General features: G+C 73.7%; 12 protein-coding genes. 5 read left to right on the forward strand and 7 right to left on the reverse strand.

From position 1 onward, the window contains the following. Positions 1-87: 87 nt before the first annotated feature. On the reverse strand, positions 88-1,185 hold the full coding sequence (locus ACLQ2U_RS21675; protein ID WP_425752549.1) for a branched-chain amino acid aminotransferase: 1,098 nt from the start codon (positions 1,183-1,185) through the stop codon (positions 88-90). A gap of 225 nt (positions 1,186-1,410) precedes the next feature. Then, on the reverse strand, positions 1,411-2,442 hold the full coding sequence (locus tag ACLQ2U_RS21680; protein WP_425752550.1) for a 3-isopropylmalate dehydrogenase: 1,032 nt from the start codon (positions 2,440-2,442) through the stop codon (positions 1,411-1,413). 222 nt (positions 2,443-2,664) lie between these two features. Between ACLQ2U_RS21680 and ACLQ2U_RS21685 the strand changes: the two genes are divergently transcribed. Together ACLQ2U_RS21685 and ACLQ2U_RS21690 are read left to right on the forward strand one after the other, a co-directional pair. Then, on the forward strand, positions 2,665-3,540 hold the full coding sequence (locus tag ACLQ2U_RS21685) for an FAD:protein FMN transferase (RefSeq protein ID WP_425752551.1): 876 nt from the start codon (positions 2,665-2,667) through the stop codon (positions 3,538-3,540). A gap of 357 nt (positions 3,541-3,897) precedes the next feature. After that, positions 3,898-4,254, forward strand: a complete 357-nt coding sequence (locus ACLQ2U_RS21690; RefSeq protein ID WP_425752552.1) for a hypothetical protein — start codon at positions 3,898-3,900, stop codon at positions 4,252-4,254. Between the two features lie 57 nt (positions 4,255-4,311). Here the strand turns inward: ACLQ2U_RS21690 and serA are convergent, their stop codons facing one another. Then, a complete protein-coding gene (serA, locus tag ACLQ2U_RS21695; protein WP_425752553.1) occupies positions 4,312-5,910 on the reverse strand; it encodes a phosphoglycerate dehydrogenase in 1,599 nt (532 codons plus the stop codon). Between the two features lie 266 nt (positions 5,911-6,176). Here serA and ACLQ2U_RS21700 point away from each other — a divergent pair, with 266 nt between their 5' ends. Further along, on the forward strand, positions 6,177-7,925 hold the full coding sequence (locus ACLQ2U_RS21700; RefSeq protein ID WP_425752554.1) for a hypothetical protein: 1,749 nt from the start codon (positions 6,177-6,179) through the stop codon (positions 7,923-7,925). A gap of 98 nt (positions 7,926-8,023) precedes the next feature. On the opposite strand, the gene ilvC is transcribed toward ACLQ2U_RS21700, so the two are convergent. The 4 genes from ilvC to ACLQ2U_RS21720 all read right to left on the reverse strand — a co-directional run bounded on the left by ilvC (position 8,024) and on the right by ACLQ2U_RS21720 (position 14,144). Next, on the reverse strand, positions 8,024-9,037 hold the full coding sequence (gene ilvC / locus ACLQ2U_RS21705; RefSeq protein WP_425752555.1) for a ketol-acid reductoisomerase: 1,014 nt from the start codon (positions 9,035-9,037) through the stop codon (positions 8,024-8,026). A gap of 58 nt (positions 9,038-9,095) precedes the next feature. Further along, positions 9,096-9,611, reverse strand: a complete 516-nt coding sequence (gene ilvN / locus ACLQ2U_RS21710) for an acetolactate synthase small subunit (RefSeq protein ID WP_425752556.1) — start codon at positions 9,609-9,611, stop codon at positions 9,096-9,098. After that, positions 9,611-11,497, reverse strand: a complete 1,887-nt coding sequence (locus tag ACLQ2U_RS21715; RefSeq protein ID WP_425752557.1) for an acetolactate synthase large subunit — start codon at positions 11,495-11,497, stop codon at positions 9,611-9,613. The genes ilvN and ACLQ2U_RS21715 overlap by 1 nt, the downstream gene beginning before the upstream one ends. A 238-nt stretch (positions 11,498-11,735) precedes the next feature. Next, on the reverse strand, positions 11,736-14,144 hold the full coding sequence (locus ACLQ2U_RS21720; protein WP_425752558.1) for a putative bifunctional diguanylate cyclase/phosphodiesterase: 2,409 nt from the start codon (positions 14,142-14,144) through the stop codon (positions 11,736-11,738). A gap of 110 nt (positions 14,145-14,254) precedes the next feature. Between ACLQ2U_RS21720 and ilvD the strand changes: the two genes are divergently transcribed. Further along, positions 14,255-16,102: a dihydroxy-acid dehydratase gene (ilvD, locus tag ACLQ2U_RS21725; RefSeq protein ID WP_425752559.1), complete on the forward strand. Its 1,848-nt coding sequence runs from the start codon at positions 14,255-14,257 to the stop codon at positions 16,100-16,102. A 102-nt stretch (positions 16,103-16,204) separates the two neighbouring features. Next, positions 16,205-16,927, forward strand: a complete 723-nt coding sequence (locus tag ACLQ2U_RS21730; RefSeq protein ID WP_425752560.1) for a hypothetical protein — start codon at positions 16,205-16,207, stop codon at positions 16,925-16,927. Positions 16,928-16,929 lie beyond the last annotated feature (2 nt).

The following is a 16,929-nucleotide window of genomic DNA, read 5'->3' on the forward strand; positions in this document are numbered from 1 at the left end:
CGCGACATGCCGCGAACGGCGTGACGGGCCGCGCAGACACGTCCGCCGGCCCGCCAATTCGGCGGGCCGGCGGACGGCACGAACAGATCAGAGGACGTGCCGCACCCAGCCGTGCGGGTCCTCGGCCTCGCCGCGCTGGATGGACACCAGCTGCTCGCGCAGCGCGGTGGTGGACCGGCCCGGCTCACCCCCGCCGATCAGGAACTCGCCGTCCGGGAAGCGCACCCGGCCGATCGGGGTGATCACCGCGGCGGTGCCGCAGGCGAAGACCTCCCGCAGCCGACCGCTGGCGGCGTCCGCCTGCCAGTCGGCGAAGCTGACCGGCCGCTCCTCGACCCGGTGCCCGGAGGCGGCGGCCAGGGTGAGAATGGCGTCCCGGGTGATGCCGGGCAGGATCGTGCCGGTCAGCGGCGGGGTGACCAGGGTGTTGTCGTCGTAGACGAAGAAGACGTTCATGCCGCCCAACTCGTCGACGAACCGGCGCTCCACCGCGTCGAGGAAGACCACCTGGTCGCAGCCGGCCTCGATCGCCTCGGCCTGGGCGGCCAGCGAGGCGGCGTAGTTGCCGCCGCACTTCGCCGCGCCGGTGCCGCCGGGGGCGGCCCGGGTGTAGTCCGGGGAGACCCAGACCGTGACCGGCTTGACCCCGCCGGCGAAGTACGCCCCGGCCGGCGAGGCGATGACCAGGTAGAGGTACTCGGTGGCCGGGCGGACGCCGAGGAAGACCTCGCTGGCGAACATGAACGGCCGCAGGTAGAGGCTGGCGTCCGGGCCCTCCGGGATCCAGTCCCGGTCGATCTCGACCAGCCGGCGCAGCGACTCGACGAAGGTCTCCGGCGGCAGCTCCGGCATGGCCAGCCGCCGCGCGGAGGCGGCGAAGCGGGACGCGTTGGCCTCCGGGCGGAACATGGTGACCGAACCGTCCGCGGTGCGGTAGGCCTTCAGGCCCTCGAAGATCTCCTGCGCGTAGTGCAGGACCGCGCTGGCCGGGTCCATCGGGATCGGCGCACGCGCCTCGACCCGGGCGTCGTACCAGCCCTTGCCGGCGGCGTACCGGATGGTCACCATGTGGTCGGTGAAGACCCGGCCGAAGCCCGGGTTGGCCAGCAGGGCGGCCCGGTCGGCGGCGGATACCGGCGCGGGATTCGGACGGATCTCGAAATCGAGCTTGTCACCACCGCTCATCGCGCTGACCTCCCTGCGGGTTCGCGGCGTGCGGGGCCGCACACCGACTCGGTGCCAGAAACTTACCCCGAACGGTCGTTCAGCGGATAGCTCCGGCAGGCAGATCGAGCACCCCGGATGGGGGGCGCGCCAGGGGCCGCCGCGCCGACGACGGTGGGACGAGTCCGGTCCGGCCCGGGGTCCGGCGGACCCGGTACCGGACCGGTGGAGGAGGCGACGGGCCGGTCAGGCCACGGCGTGGGCGGCGAGCCGGTCGCCGACCTCCTCGGTGCGCAGCGGTACGCCCGGAGCCCGGGCGGCCAACTCGGCGGCGACCGCCCCGGTCACCCGCGCGGCGGCGTCGGCGTGGCCGAGCTGGTCGAGCAGGAGCGCGGCGGAGAGCACCGCGGCCACCGGGTCGGCGATCCCCTTGCCGGCGATGTCCGGCGCCGAGCCGTGCACCGGCTCGAACATCGACGGGTACGTCCCCTCCGGGTTGATGCAGCCGCTGGCGGCCAGCCCGATCCCGCCGGTGACCGCGGCGGCGATGTCGGTGAGGATGTCGCCGAAGAGGTTGTCGGTGACCACCACGTCGTACCGCTGGGGCTGGGTGACCAGGAACATCGCCGCGGCGTCGACGTGCTGGTATTCCGTGGTCACGTCGGGGTGCTCGGCGGCGACGGCCTCGAAGGCGCGGGCCCAGAGCGACCCGGCGTGGGTCAGCACGTTGGTCTTGTGCACCAGGGTGACCTTGCGCCGCTCCCGGCGGGCGGCCCTGGCGAAGGCGTCCCGGATCACCCGCTCGACCCCGTGCCGGGTGTTCAGGCTCTCCTCGGTGGCCACCTCGGCCGGGGTGTCCCGGTGCAGCACCCCGCCGGCGCCGGCGTAGAGCCCCTCGGTGCCCTCCCGGACCACGACCAGGTCGACCTCGCCGGGCTTGACGGTGGCCAGCGGACCGGACACCCCCGGCCAGAGCCGGGACGGGCGCAGGTTGACGTACTGGTCGAAAGCGAACCGCAGCTTGAGCAGCAGGCCGCGCTCCAGCACGCCCGGCGGCACGGTCGGGTCGCCGACCGCGCCGAGCAGGATCGCGTCGTGGCCGGCCAGCTCGGTCAGCACGGGGTCGGGCAGCACCTCGCCGGTGCGGTGGTACCGCGCCGCGCCGAGGTCGTACTCCGTGGTCTCGATCCCGGGGAGCACGGCGTCGAGGACCTTGCGGGCCTGCGCGACCACCTCGGGTCCGATCCCGTCCCCGGCCACCACCGCGATGCGTGCCACCTGGCGCTCCCCACCTCGTCGCTCCCGTGCACGGTACGTCGCCGTCCCGTTTCCCGGTACGCATCTTCCACCATTCGGGATATTCGAATGCTCAGCAGGCTCCCAGGCGGCATTCATGGTGCGGTCATCTCCACTACCTAGGGTCGAAGACGTTCGGGTCACGGGGCCCGGGACGGAAATCGCCGCGGCGCTGCGGCGCCCGTCGGCGAAGGGGCAGGTGGCATGCGGATCGACCAGCAGTCCAGACAGGGCCGGATGGACGAGCAGCCGCGCACCCGGTGGGTGGACCAGGCGGCCTTCTCCCGACGCCGGCCGGACCTGCGGCTGGGCACCCGCAGCCCGCGGGTCGACCAGTCCGGCGAGGCCGCCGTCGACCGGATCGCCGCCCAGCACACCGTCCAGACCAGCACCGCCGAGTATTCACTGCTGCTCAACGCCCCCCAGCACCTGGGCCGCCGGGTCGTCGGCGACGCGCTCCGCGACGCCGTCGCCGAGCTGCGCGCCATCGACCTCACCTACGGCCCCACCCGCCCGGACAGCCTGGTCTCCCGGCTGCGCCGGGGTGAGATCAGCCCCGAGTCGTACCCGCCGCTGGCCGACCTGGTGGACCGCTGCGCGGCGATGCGCGCCGCCACCGACGGCTGGTTCGACGCCTGGGCGGTGCCGGGCGGCTTCGACCCGGGCGGCCTGCTCAACGGCTGGGCCGTGGAGCGCGCGGCGGCCCGGCTGCGCGCCGCCGGGATCACCGACTACGCGGTGCTCTCCGGCGCCGACCTGACGGTACGCGGCCACGCCGCGCACGGCGGGCCCTGGCGGGTGGCTGTGCACCACCCGACCGACGGGCGACGGGCGCCGCTGGTGCTGGAGATGACCGCCGGCGCGGTGGGCACCTCGGGGGTGACCGGCCGCCGCGGCCACGTGGTCGACCCGCACACCGGCGAGCCGGCCGAGCAGCTGGTCGCCGCCACCGTCGTCGGGCCCGACCTCGCGGTCGCCGACGCCTACGCCACCGCGCTGTACGCGGCCGGCCCCACCGGGCTGTCCTGGTTCCGCAACGGCTCGGGATACCAGGCTCTCTTCGCCCATCGCCGTCGCTGAGCGGCGCGGCGGCGCGTCGGCCAGCCTGTGGAGGGGGTCCACGGGGTGGCGCGGTCGACGGGCCGGCAATCGGCCCCCACGGTCTCGGCAACGACCCGTGGGGGCCGATCAGCGACGAGTGCGCGTGGCTCGCGCAATCGAGGGGTGCGGACCGGCCGGCCGAACGCCTGACCTCGCCACCCGAAGACGGGTCAACGCCTCGACTCACCCGGTGACCGCACCGGTACGCTAGCGAATCGACACAACTCGACGCAAGAGTCTCCACAGCGGACCGTTCCCCGAGGACGGTCCCGTCCCTGCGCCGACGCCGGCGGGTCAGTGTCGCCCGCGTGAACGGCGGATGGCACGCTGTGCGCCGTGAGTTTCGATCTGAGCGTGTGGGCCCTGCACGACGGGGCCACGCCCGAGGACGTCCGGGCGGCGGTGCGGCGGTGCCGCGAGGGGCACCACAGCGACCGGTACCCGGACCCGCGGTTGGTCGGTTTCTACCGGGCCATCACCGCCACGTACCCCGACCGGCCGGCCGGCCCGGGGACCCCGTGGGAGGTCGCACCGCTGCACGCCGCCGGCGACCACGTGGAGCTCAACCTCGTCCCCACCTGCGAGGACCAGGTGCTGCTCGACATCGAGCGGCTGGCCGGCGAGCACGGCCTGATGCTCTTCGACGCCCAGGACGGCTCGGTCTACCCGCCGCCGTCCCGCGTCACCGGCTGATCCGGCATACGGAAAGGGCCCGGCCGTGACGACCGGGCCCTTCGTGCTGCCGGAAAACTACTCGTCGCGCAGGTCGGCAGCGCTGGCCGCGGTCGCGCCGATCGAGTCGGCCGCCGAGGTGAGCAGGTCCGCCCCGAGCGCCTGGTCGACGGTGAGGGTCATCAGCGTCTCGCCGCCGGCCTCCCGGCGGGCGACCTGCATCGCCGCGATGTTGATGCCGGCCTCGCCGAGCAGGGTGCCGACGGTGCCAACCACGCCTGGGCGGTCGACGTAGCGCAGGAAGAGCAGGATGCCCTCCGCGCCGATCTCCACGTCGAACCCGTCCACCTCGGTCAGCTTGATGACGTCCCGGGCGCCGGTCTGGGTGACCGTGCCGGAGACGCTGACCGTACGGCCGTCGGGCAGCGCGCCCCGGACGGTGACGAGGTTGGCGTGGTCGACCGTCTCGGCCTGGGTCGCCAGGGACACCTCGACGCCCCGCTCGGCGGCCAGGTGCGGCGCGTTGACGTAGGTGACCTGCTCCTCCACCACGGAGCTGAACAGCCCCTTGGTGGCGGCGAGCTTGAGGACCGAGACGTCGTGGTTGACGATCTCGCCGCGCACCTCGACGGTGACGCTGGCGGCCACCCCGCCGGCCACCGCGGTGAAGGCCCGGCCGAGCTTCTCGGCCAGCGGCAGCAGCGGGCGGACGTCCTCGGCGACCACGCCGCCGGCCTGCACATTCACCGCGTCCGGGACGAACTCGCCCTGCAGCGCCAGCCTGACGCTCCTGGCCACGGCCAGGCCGGCCTTGTCCTGCGCCTCGTGGGTGGAGGCGCCCAGGTGCGGGGTGGCCACCACGTTGTCGAAGGCGAACAGCGGCGACGAGGTGCAGGGCTCCTTGGCGTACACGTCGACGCCGGCGCCGGCGACCCGGCCCTCGGCGATCGCGTCGGCGAGGGCCTGCTCGTCGACCAGGCCGCCGCGGGCGGCGTTGATGATCCGCACGCCGGGCTTGACGATCGCCAGCTCCTTCTCACCGATCAGGCCCACGGTCTCCGGGGTCTTCGGCAGGTGGATGGAGATGAAGTCGCTCTCCCGCAGCAGCTCCTCCAGGCCCACCAGGCGGACGCCGAGCTGGGCCGCGCGGGCCGGCTGGATGTAGGGGTCGTACGCGATCAGCCGGGTGCCGAACGCGGCGATCCGCTGGGCGAAGAGCACGCCGATGCGGCCCAGTCCGACCACGCCCACGGTCTTGCCCTGCAGCTCCACGCCGGTGTACTTGGACCGCTTCCACTCCCCCGCCTTGAGCGCGGCGCTGGCCGCGGCGGTGTTCCGCGCGACGGCGAGCAGCAGCGCGACGGCCTGCTCGGCCGCGGAGACGATGTTGGAGGTGGGCGCGTTGACGACCATCACGCCACGCGCGGTGGCGGCCGGCACCTCGACGTTGTCCAGTCCGATGCCGGCCCGGGCGACCACCTTGAGTCGCGGCGCGGCCGCGATCGCCTCGGCGTCGATCTGGGTGGCGCTGCGTACGATCACCGCGTCGGCCTCGGAGAGCGCGGAGAGCAGGGCAGGGCGGTCGGTGCCGTCGACATGACGCACGTCGAAGTCGTGCGCGAGCACCTCGATGGCGGCGGGAGCGAGTTCTTCGGCGATCAGTACGACAGGATTCATCGGTCCTCGTAGACGTCGTATGCGGTCGGCCGGGGCGACGGGACGCCGCGCTGCGCCCTACGCTGATCCGTGCCATGGCCGTCAGGTGCCGGCTACGCACCTACCAGGGATCGTAGGCGGCGGCCCGCCCGGCGTGTCCCGGACCGCGGGGTGAGCGCCCTCACACAGGGTTGTCGCACGCCCGTCATCCCCGGTTCACCAGCGAGCGCGGTTGACCTTGCCCGCTACAACGGGGGCCAGCGTCCGCAACGGGGAGGAGCGCTGCCATGTCACCCGCCCTCCGCATCGCGCTGCTGCGTCCACTGGCCCGCCCACACCCGCTGCGGTACGGGCCACGGCTGGCCGAGGCGTTGGTCACCCGGTCCCAGCAGGTGAAAAGCTCCGCCCGGTCCGTCCCCCGCCGCACCGCGGCCGCCGAGGAGGCGGTGGCGCTCTACCGGCGGGTGGACCGGGAGCAGCCGGGCCGGCACCGGGCCGGTCTCGCCCGAGCCCTGGTCGCGCGGGCCGCCGTCCCGGACGACCGCACCGCCGCCGCCGCGCTCGCGCAGTGCGAGGAGGCGATCGGGTACGTCGAGGGAGCCACCGACCGCGCGTCCCAGGTCGTGCTCGCCGAGGCCCGCCGGTTGGCGGCCACCCTCCTGTACCGCTCCGGGGAGGTACGCGAGGCGCTGCGGCTGGCGCTGCGCGCCCGGTCGACCTGGCGTCGTCTCGTGCCACGCTCCGTCGACGAGCGGATGCGGTCGGCGTTGACGCTGTCGGTGATCGGGGACTGCCAGGCGGCGCTGCAAGGCCCAGAGGAGGCGCTGGCGGCCCGGCAGGAGGCGATGGCGCTCTACCGGGAGGTCCCGCTGCTGCGGCAGGCCCGGTGGCCACCGTCGGGACAGTTGATCGCGATCGGCCTGGTCGAGTCGCTGGCTGCGGTCGGGCGGCTGGCGGAGGCTGGCGCCCTGGCCACCGAGACCCGTACCGAACTGCGGTTCCTGGCCCGGATCAGGCTGCGGCCGGAGCTGGTCCAGCCCGGGCTCGGGCGGCTGCTGACCGCGCTCGCCGGGTGCCGGCAGGCGCTCGACGAACCGGACGTGGCCCGGCGCGCCGCTGAGGAGGCGGTCGACCACTGGCGGTCGGCGCTGGCCAGCGGGTCGTCCACAGACCGGGGCGGACTGGGTAACGCGCTGCTCGTCCTGGCCGAGGTGGCGAAGCGGGCGGGCCACCGGGACGAGGCGGCCGAGCGGCTGGCGGAGGCGGTCGACCTTGCCCGGGACGCCGACGACGACGTGCTGGCCCGGGCCCTGCCCGAGCTGTTCCAACTGCGAGTGGAGGGCGACGGGCCGGCAGCCCGGGCGCTGCTGGCCGAGGCGGTCGCCCTCTGCCGGCAGCACCACGCGCGGCTGCCGGAGGTGTGGCGTCCACGGCTGGTCGTCGCCCTGTCGTTGACCTGCATGATGTCCGCGTTCCACTGGCCGTCGTCCGCAGTCGGTGCGACCCGGCCGAGGCCGCAGCCCGCCACCGCCGACACGGTGTCCGCCGAGAAGGTGCGGGAGGGGCAGGCGGCCGGACGGGAAGCGGTGGAGCTGGGACGGCTGCTGGTCGATGCCGACCCTCGGTACCGGGAGCTGCTCTCCGGCGGCCTCTTCTGGCTGGGACGGATGGTGCACCTCGGCGGTGACCCGCTCGGCTCGGCCGAGCTGCTTGGTGAGTGCGTGGCGATCCGGCGGGAGCTGTTCGCGGCCGACCCGGCGAAGCACCGGCTGTCGCTCACGGAGGCCCTGTGCGACCTGGGCAACCGGCGACACGTCCTCGACCGGCTCGACGAGGCGCTCGACGCCTACCGCGAGTGCGTCGACCTGCTGCGGGCGGACCCGGAGCGGATCCACCAGGCGGAACTCCTCACCCCGCTGCGCAACATGGGGCGTACGCTCTGGCGCCTCCACCGGAAGGCCGAGGCGGAGCGCGTCCGGGACGAGATCCTCGCCGTCGAGGAGTCGGTCGGGACCGCCGGTCCCGACCCGGCGTGATCCATACCGGGAACAGGACCGTACGCACGCGGCCCGCGACCCGACGCCGGGGAGAGCGTCGGGTCGCGGGCCGCCGGGCCCCCGTGCGGGAAGGCGCGTCAGGCGGTCTCGGTGATCGGCCGGTCCACCCAGCTCATCATCGCCCGCAGCTTCTGGCCGGTCTCCTCGATCGGGTGCGCCGCGCCCTCGGCCCGCCACTTGGCGAAGTTCGGCCGGCCGGCCTCGTCCTCGGCCACCCACTCGCGGGCGAACTCGCCAGACTGGATCTCGCCGAGGATCTTGCGCATCTCCTCCTTGACCCGGGAGTCGATGACCCGGGGGCCGCGGGAGAGGTCGCCGTACTCGGCGGTGTCGGAGACGCTGTACCGCATCCGGGCGATGCCGCCCTCGTACATCAGGTCGACGATGAGCTTCAGCTCGTGCAGGCACTCGAAGTAGGCCACCTCGGGGGCGTAGCCGGCCTCGGTGAGCACCTCGAAGCCGGTCTGCACCAGCGCCGCCGCGCCGCCGCAGAGCACCGCCTGCTCGCCGAAGAGGTCGGTCTCGGTCTCCTCGGTAAAGGTGGTCCGGATCGCGCCGGCCCGGGTGCCGCCGATGCCCTTGGCGTACGACAGGGCCAGCGGGAACGCGGTGCCGCTGGGGTCCTGCTCAACGGCGACCAGGCAGGGCACGCCCTTGCCGTCGACGTATTGGCGACGGACCAGGTGACCGGGGCCCTTCGGGGCGACCATCGCGACGTCCACGTCGGCCGGCGGGGTGATCAGGCCGTACCGGATGTTGAAGCCGTGGCCGAAGAAGAGCGCCTTGCCGGGGGCCAGGTTGGGCGCGATCGCCTCGGCGTAGAGCCCGCGCTGCGCGGTGTCCGGCGCCAGGATCATGATCACGTCGGCCTCGGCCGCCGCCTCGGCCGGCGTGCGCACCCGCAGGCCCTGCTCCTCGGCCTTCGGCCGGCTCTTCGATCCCGCCGGCAGGCCGATCACCACGTCGACGCCGGAGTCGCGCAGCGACAGCGCGTGGGCGTGGCCCTGGCTGCCGTACCCGATCACCGCGACCTTGCGGCCCTGGATCAGGCCCAGGTCGGCATCGTCGTCGTAGTACACCTCAACGCTCATTGACTTCCCTTTCGTACGGCGGCCCTCAGCGGTCCGTCGTGGACTTGTGCGGTGGGGATCAGGCGGCACGCAGCGCGGGACCGGCGGTGATCGAGCGCGAGCCGCGCCCGATCGCCACCGTGCCGGACTGGACCATCTCCTTGATGCCGAACGGTTCGAGGTCGCGCAGCAGCGCGTCGAGCTTGTCCGGGGTGCCGGTGGCCTCGATGGTCAGCGTGTCCGGTGCGACGTCGACCACCCGGGCCCGGAACAGGTTGACCGTCTCCAGCACCTGCGCCCGGGCGTTGCGGTCCGCGCGGACCTTGACCAGCAGCAGCTCCCGGGCCACCGAGACCTGCGGGTCCAACTCGACGATCTTGAGTACGTTGACCAGCTTGTTGAGCTGCTTGGTGACCTGCTCCAGCGGGGACGACTCGGCGTTGACCACGATGGTGATCCGGGAGACGTCCGCGTTCTCGGTCTCGCCGACGGCCAGGCTGTCGATGTTGAAGCCGCGCCGGGAGAAGAGACCGGAGACCCGGGCCAGCACACCGGGCTTGTTCTCCACCAGGACGGAAAGGGTGTGCAGAGTCATCAGATCTCGTCCTCGTCGAAGGCCGGGCGGACGCCACGGGCGAACATGATCTCGTCGTTGCCGGTGCCGGCGGCCACCATCGGCCAGACCATCGCGTCCTTGCCGACCACGAAGTCGATCACCACCGGCGCGTCGGTGATCGCCATCGCCGCCTCGATGGTCCGGTCCACGTCCTCGGCGGTCTCGCAGCGCAGGCCGATGCAGCCGAGCGCCTCGGCCAGCTTGACGAAGTCCGGGATGCGGTGCTTGTGGGTGCCCAGCTCAGTGTTGGAGTAGCGCTCGCCGTAGAAGAGCGTCTGCCACTGCCGGACCATGCCGAGGTTGCCGTTGTTGATCACGGCGATCTTGACCGGGATGCCCTCCAGCGCGCAGGTGGCCAGCTCCTGGTTGGTCATCTGGAAGCAACCGTCGCCGTCCACCGCCCAGACCACCGTGTCCGGCCGGCCGACCTTGGCGCCCATCGCCGCCGGGACGGCGTAGCCCATGGTGCCGAGGCCACCGGAGTTGAGCCAGGTGCCGGGCTTCTCGTACGAGATGAACTGGCTGGCCCACATCTGGTGCTGGCCGACGCCGGCGACGTAGACCGCGTCCGGGCCGACGATCTCGCCCAGCCGCTTGATCACGTACTGCGGGGAGAGGGTGCCGTCGCCCGGCTCCTCGTAGCCGAGCGGGTAGCGCTCGCGCAGGTCGTCCAGCTGCGTCCACCAGTCGGACAGGTCGGCGCGGTGGCCGGTCTTCCGCTCCGCGCTGACCGCGGTGATCAGCTCGTCGATGACGTGCCGGGCGTCACCGACGATCGGCACGTCCGCGTGCCGGTTCTTGCCGATCTCGGCCGGGTCGATGTCGGCGTGCACCACCATCGCGTCCGGGGCGAACGAGTCCAGCCGGCCGGTGACCCGGTCGTCGAAGCGCGCCCCGAGCGCCACGATCAGGTCGGACTTCTGCAGGCCGTAGACCGCGGCGACGGTGCCGTGCATGCCGGGCATGCCCAGGTGCTGGCGGTGCGAGTCGGGGAACGCGCCCAGCGCCATCAGCGTGGTGACCACCGGGATGCCGGTCAGCTCGGCGAGCTTGCGCAACCCCTCGGTCGCGCCGGCCTTGAGCACCCCGCCGCCGACGTAGAGCACCGGCCGGCGGGCGGTGCTCATCAGCCGGGCCGCCTCCCGGATCTGCTTGCCGTGCGGGTGCAGGGTCGGCCGGTAGCCGGGCAGGTCGAGGGTGGGCGGCCAGGAGAAGGTGGTCGGCGCCTGGAGGACGTCCTTGGGGATGTCGACCAGCACCGGCCCGGGCCGGCCGGTGGAGGCGAGGTGGAACGCCTCGGCCAGCACCTGGGGGATCTCCTCGGCGGTCTGCACCAGGAAGTTGTGCTTGGTGATCGGCAGGGTGATGCCCTGGATGTCCGCCTCCTGGAAGGCGTCCGTGCCGATCGACGGGCGCGCCACCTGGCCGGTGATCGCGACCATCGGCACCGAGTCCATGTACGCGTCGGCGATCGGGGTCACCAGGTTGGTCGCGCCCGGCCCGGAGGTGGCGATGCAGACGCCGACCCGGCCGGTCGCCTGGGCGTAGCCGGTGGCGGCGTGCCCGGCGCCCTGCTCGTGGCGGACCAGGATGTGCCGGACGGTGGAGTCGTAGAGCGGGTCGTACGCGGGCAGGATCGCGCCGCCAGGGATGCCGAAGACGACCTCGACGTCGAGCGCCTCGAGGGACCGCACCAGCGAGCCGGCGCCGGAGACCTGGGCCGGCGCGGGCTGCCGTACGGCCGGGGCGGCCGGGACGGCGCCGGTACGCGGCGCGGGGGTGTGATCGGCGTCGCTGGCCGGCTCGGTGGCCGTCCGCGCCCGCCGGGCGGAGTGGGCGAGTGTCTCTGGCGTGGGTCTCGTCATGGCGGTTCAGGCCTTCGGCTGGAGTGGGTGGAGCTACTTCGACACGAGCAACGCGGGCGGGGCCCGCCCCGACGGGGTCCGACGGCAATAAAAACGGCCCTCGTGCAGATGCACGGGGCCAGCGCACTCTCGGCGGAGGAGAGTGCGCTCAGTCAAGTACTCGCAGCGACCGGATCGACGACATGTGGACCAGCCTGACGCATCTCACGCGATGAGTCAACTGATCCCACATGTTGGTTCACGAACGGGGGACCCTGTCTCCCGTCGTGGGGCCGGCAACCGTCCCGGCCTGCGCGGATCCCTCGTGGGAGGCGCGCGGCGCGGGCACCGGTGCCGACGCTGGCGGATTGGACCGCAGCCGCGGCAGGAGCGGCGACGGGCCGGGACGCAGCGGCGCGGACGGCGGGGCCGGCGGCAGCGACGCCGGGCGCGCGCCGGGCGAGGTGGCCGCCTCCAGCATCGCCTCCAGGTGCTCCGCCGGCACCCCCCAGCCGAAGAGCGCCCCCTGGCCGAAGCGGCAGCCGGCGGCGACCACCGCGGCCAGCTCGGTCGGCGTGGTGACCCCCTCGGCGATCACCTCCAGGCCGAGCTGGTGGCCGAGCCGCATGACGATGTCGACCATCGGCGCGAAGGCCGGTCCGTCCCGGTCCACCGGGCGGACCGGTTCGTGCTCGGCGACCAGGCTGTGGTCGATCTTGAGGATGTCGATCGGGAGCCGGCGCAGCTGCCCCAGCGACGAGTACCCGGCGCCGAAGTCGTCCAGCGCGATGCGTACCCCGGTCAGCCGCAGCGCGGTCAGCCGGCGGATCAGCTCGTCCAGGTCGGTGGCGACCGCGTGCTCGGTGACCTCCAGCACCAGCCGCTGCGGCGGCACGTGGTGGGCCCGGAGCGCCTCGGCGACCTGCACGACGTACTCCGGGGCGTGCAGCTCGCGCGGGGAGACGTTGACCGAGACCCAGACGTCGTGCCCGTCGGCCAGCCAGCGGGAGAGCTGCCAGCAGGCCTGGTGCAGCACCCAGGCGCCCAGCTTGGCGATCATCCCGCACTCCTCGGCGAGCGGGATGAACTCGTCAGGCCGGACGTTGCCCAGCTCCGGGTGGTGCCAGCGCAGCAGCGCCTCGGCGCCGACCGGGCGGACCGAGGGCAGCGAGGCGACCGGCTGGAACGCCAGCCGCAGCTCGTCGCGTTCGATCGCGCCGCGCATCTCGTGCTCCAGCCGGGTCCGCCGCAGCAGCATTCGGTCATACGTGCCGTCGTAGCGCTCGATCCGGTTCTTGCCGCGCTGCTTGGCGTAGCGCAGCGCCAGGTCGGCGTGGCGGAGCAGTCCCACCACGTCGGGCTCGCCGCTCTGGCCGGCCACCCCGATGCTGACCGAGAGGAACACCGGCCCGTCCGGCTGGTCGAAAGCCCGGCCGAGCACCCCGAGCAGCCGCTCGGCGACCGCGTCGGCGTCGGCGTCGCGGCCGCGCATCAGCACCGCGAACTCGTCACCGCCGAGCCGGGCGGCCAGGTCGCCGGGGCGCAGGTTGCCCTTGAGCCGCCGCCCCACCTCGGCCAGCACCATGTCGCCCACGTCGTGACCGCGCATGTCGTTGACGTTCTTGAAGCCGTCCAGGTCGAGCCCGAGCAGCACGCACCCGACGCCCTCGGCGGCGCAGCGCTGCATCTCCCGCAGCAGCCCGCGCCGGTTGGCCAGCCCGGTCAGCGGGTCGGTGTGCGCCAGCTCGCGGAAGTGCGCCTCCCGCTCGGCCAGCCGGCCGGCGTACCCGCGCATGTCGTTGAGGGTGAGGTACTGCCGGGCGACCAGGGCGAACCCCTCGATGCTGCCGGCGACGATGCCGAGCGCGTCGAACCGGCCACCCTGCGCCAGGTGGTACATCGCCGAGGCGGCCATCGCGACCATCGGGACGAAGGCGTACTCGCCGTCGCGGCGAATCAGGTCGACGTCGACCTGGCCGGGTGGCTCCACCCGGTGCACCGCCAGCGCGGCGGCCAGCAGGCCCAGGGCGAGCAGCGCGGCGCCCGCGAGGGTCACCCCCGGGCCGGCCTGGCAGACCCCGGCGGCGACGCCGAGGCCGCCGGTGGTGGTCGCGGTGATGCCGGCGCCGAGCAGCGCGAACCGGGACCGCGGCGAATCGGCGCGGAGTACCACGATCAGCATCAGGCCGGCGGTCGCCGCGGCGGTCACCGAGGCGAGCAGGATCGCCGGGCAGGTCACCGGGGTGGCCGCGCCGAGCAGCCGGGTCGGCGCGGAGAAGACCACCCAGCCGACGAACCAGAGCGCGGCGGCCATGATCAGGCCGTCCATGAGCAGCCGGGCGGTGGCCGCCCGGCTGACCACCGTGCCCGGCAGCCGGAGCAGCCCGGTGCAGGCGGCCAGCCCGCTCAGCGCGGTGGTGACGGAGATCAGGACCGGCCAGCCGGTCAGCTGCGCCGGGTGGGGCGCGTGGCGCGGGTCTCCGAACACCTCGACCAGCCCGACCAGCATGCCGACCAGGGCGGTCGCCGCAGCGGCGGCGAGCAGGACGTACGCCCGGCGGTGCGGGCCGGTGCGGTGCCGCGCCGAGCCGGCCAGCAGTGCGGTGGCGGCCACGGCGACGAGGGCGCTCAGCACCGCGACGGCGACCATGCCCGGGGGGAAACGCACGTCCTCAACTGTGCCGGATGGGCGCCGCCAGCGGGGCACCGGGTGTGCATCTGTTGGGACACGGCGCGACCGTCGGGGGCCCGCCGGCCGGCGGTGTAAGACTGGTAGGCATGCCTGAGCTGCGGTCGAGGACCTCCACCCACGGTCGGACGATGGCCGGCGCCCGGGCCCTGTGGCGGGCCACCGGGATGACCGACGACGACTTCGGCAAGCCGATCGTCGCCATCGCCAACAGCTTCACCCAGTTCGTACCCGGTCACGTCCACCTCAAGGACCTCGGCGGCCTGGTCGCCGACGCGGTGGCCGAGGCCGGCGGGGTGGGTCGGGAGTTCAACACCATCGCGGTCGACGACGGCATCGCCATGGGCCACGGCGGGATGCTCTACTCCCTGCCCAGCCGGGAGCTGATCGCCGACGCGGTGGAGTACATGGTCAACGCGCACTGCGCGGACGCCCTGGTCTGCATCTCCAACTGCGACAAGATCACCCCGGGGATGCTGCTGGCCGCGCTGCGGCTGAACATCCCGACCGTCTTCGTCTCCGGCGGGCCGATGGAGGCCGGCAAGACGGTGGCGATCGAGGGGATCGTGCACTCCAAGATCGACCTGATCGACGCGATGATCGCCTCCTCCAACGAGGCGGTCACCGACGACCAGCTCGGCGAGATCGAGCGCTCGGCCTGCCCGACCTGCGGCTCCTGCTCCGGCATGTTCACCGCGAACTCGATGAACTGCCTGACCGAGGCGATCGGCCTGGCCCTGCCGGGCAACGGCTCGACGCTGGCCACCCACGCCGCGCGCCGGTCGCTCTTCATCGAGGCCGGCCGCACCGTCGTGGAGATCGCCAAGCGCTGGTACGACGAGGACGACGCCTCGGTGCTGCCCCGCGCGGTCGCCAACCGGGCCGCCTTCGAGAACGCGGTCGCCCTGGACGTGGCGATGGGTGGGTCGACCAACACGATCCTGCACCTGCTCGCCGCCGCCCGGGAGGCCGAGCTCGACTTCGACGTGGCCGACATCGACGCAATCTCCCGCCTGGTGCCCTGCCTGGCCAAGGTCGCGCCGAACTCGCCGCAGTACCACATGGAGGACGTGCACCGGGCCGGCGGCATCCCGGCCATCCTCGGCGAGCTGGACCGCGCGGGGCTGCTCAACCGGGAGGTGCACGCGGTGCACTCCGCCACCCTGGACCGCTGGCTCGCCGACTGGGACGTCCGGGGCGGCTCGCCGACGCCGGAGGCGGTGGAGCTGTTCCACGCCGCCCCGGGCGGGGTGCGCACCACCGAGCCGTTCTCCACCGCCAACCGCTGGTCGTCGCTGGACACCGACGCGGCCGGTGGCTGCATCCGCGACCGGGAGCACGCCTACAGCGCGGACGGCGGCCTGGCCATCCTGCACGGCAACCTGGCGCCGGACGGCTGCGTGGTGAAGACCGCCGGGGTGCCCGAGGAATGCCTGACCTTCCGCGGCCCGGCGAAGGTGTACGAGTCGCAGGACGACGCGGTGTCGGCGATCCTGGCCAAGCAGGTCGTCGCCGGGGACGTCGTGGTGATCCGCTACGAGGGCCCCAAGGGCGGCCCGGGCATGCAGGAGATGCTCTACCCCACCTCCTTCCTCAAGGGCCGGGGGCTGGGCCGTGCCTGCGCGCTGCTGACCGACGGACGCTTCTCCGGCGGCACCTCCGGGCTCTCCATCGGGCACGCCTCCCCCGAGGCGGCCTCGGGCGGCCTGATCGCGCTGGTCCGGGAGGGCGACGAGATCGTCATCGACATCCCCGGCCGGTCCATCGAACTGAACGTCGGCGAGGACGTGCTCCAGGCCCGCCGGGTCGCCGAGGAAAAGCGGGACCGGCCGTACACCCCGACCGACCGGCAGCGCCCGGTGTCGGCGGCGCTGCGCGCGTACGCCTCGATGGCCACCTCGGCCAGCGACGGCGCCTACCGGCGGGTCCCCGAGTAACGGGCGGCGTCACCGGCCGCCGCACGGCGTGCCGTCCGCGCCGGCGGCCGGGCGAGCGCACGGAGCCTTCCCGATCCGCCCGGGCCGGTATCGTCCCGCGTCGTGGAAACGGAAACGAGCTACGCGGGTCTGATCCGACCGGTCATCGACCGGGTGTACGTGAGCGCGCGCTGGGCGGCGCGGGCCCGGATGGAGGCGTTCTACGCCGAGCGCGGGCTGAGCTTCGGCTTCGAGAGCAGCTTCTTCTTTGGGGTGCTGGCCCGGCCGATGCCGGCCGAAGCGCTGGCCGACGCCCTGGTCTACGGCCCGGGCGACATGACCGCCGAGCTCGCTCAGGGCGTGGTCGTGGTCGACGACGACGGCGCGTGGCGGCTGACCGACCGGGGTCGGGAGCTGGCGCTCTTCACGCAGCGGGCAATTGCCGGGGCGGCCGAGGAGCAGTGGGCTTCCGGGCCGACCCTGCTGCCCGGCCTGGCCTCGGTGCCCCGACTGGCCGACCTGGTCGGCCGGGTCCTCGACCACGGTCTCGCCACCGGCGGGCCGGCGTTCCGGGCGATGACCCCGGTGTACGAGCCGGCCGACGCCTCCCCCGCCCTGCGGCTGGTCACCCGGCTCGGCGCGCTGCGCCACCACCGAGCCGACGCGCACCGGGCGGCGTGGCGGGCCGCCGGGCTGACCGTCGAGCAGATCCAGGCGCTGCCGGACGGCCCCGAACGGCAGGCGATCGAGGACGAGACCAACCGCCGCGACGCGCCCGCGTACGCGGTGCTGACGGACGGCGAGCGACTCGAGCTGCTCGCCGGCCTCGGCGCCCTGCCCGGCTGAAC

This window comes from Micromonospora sp. DT47 (genome assembly GCF_049844475.1).
Classification (GTDB): domain Bacteria; phylum Actinomycetota; class Actinomycetes; order Mycobacteriales; family Micromonosporaceae; genus Micromonospora.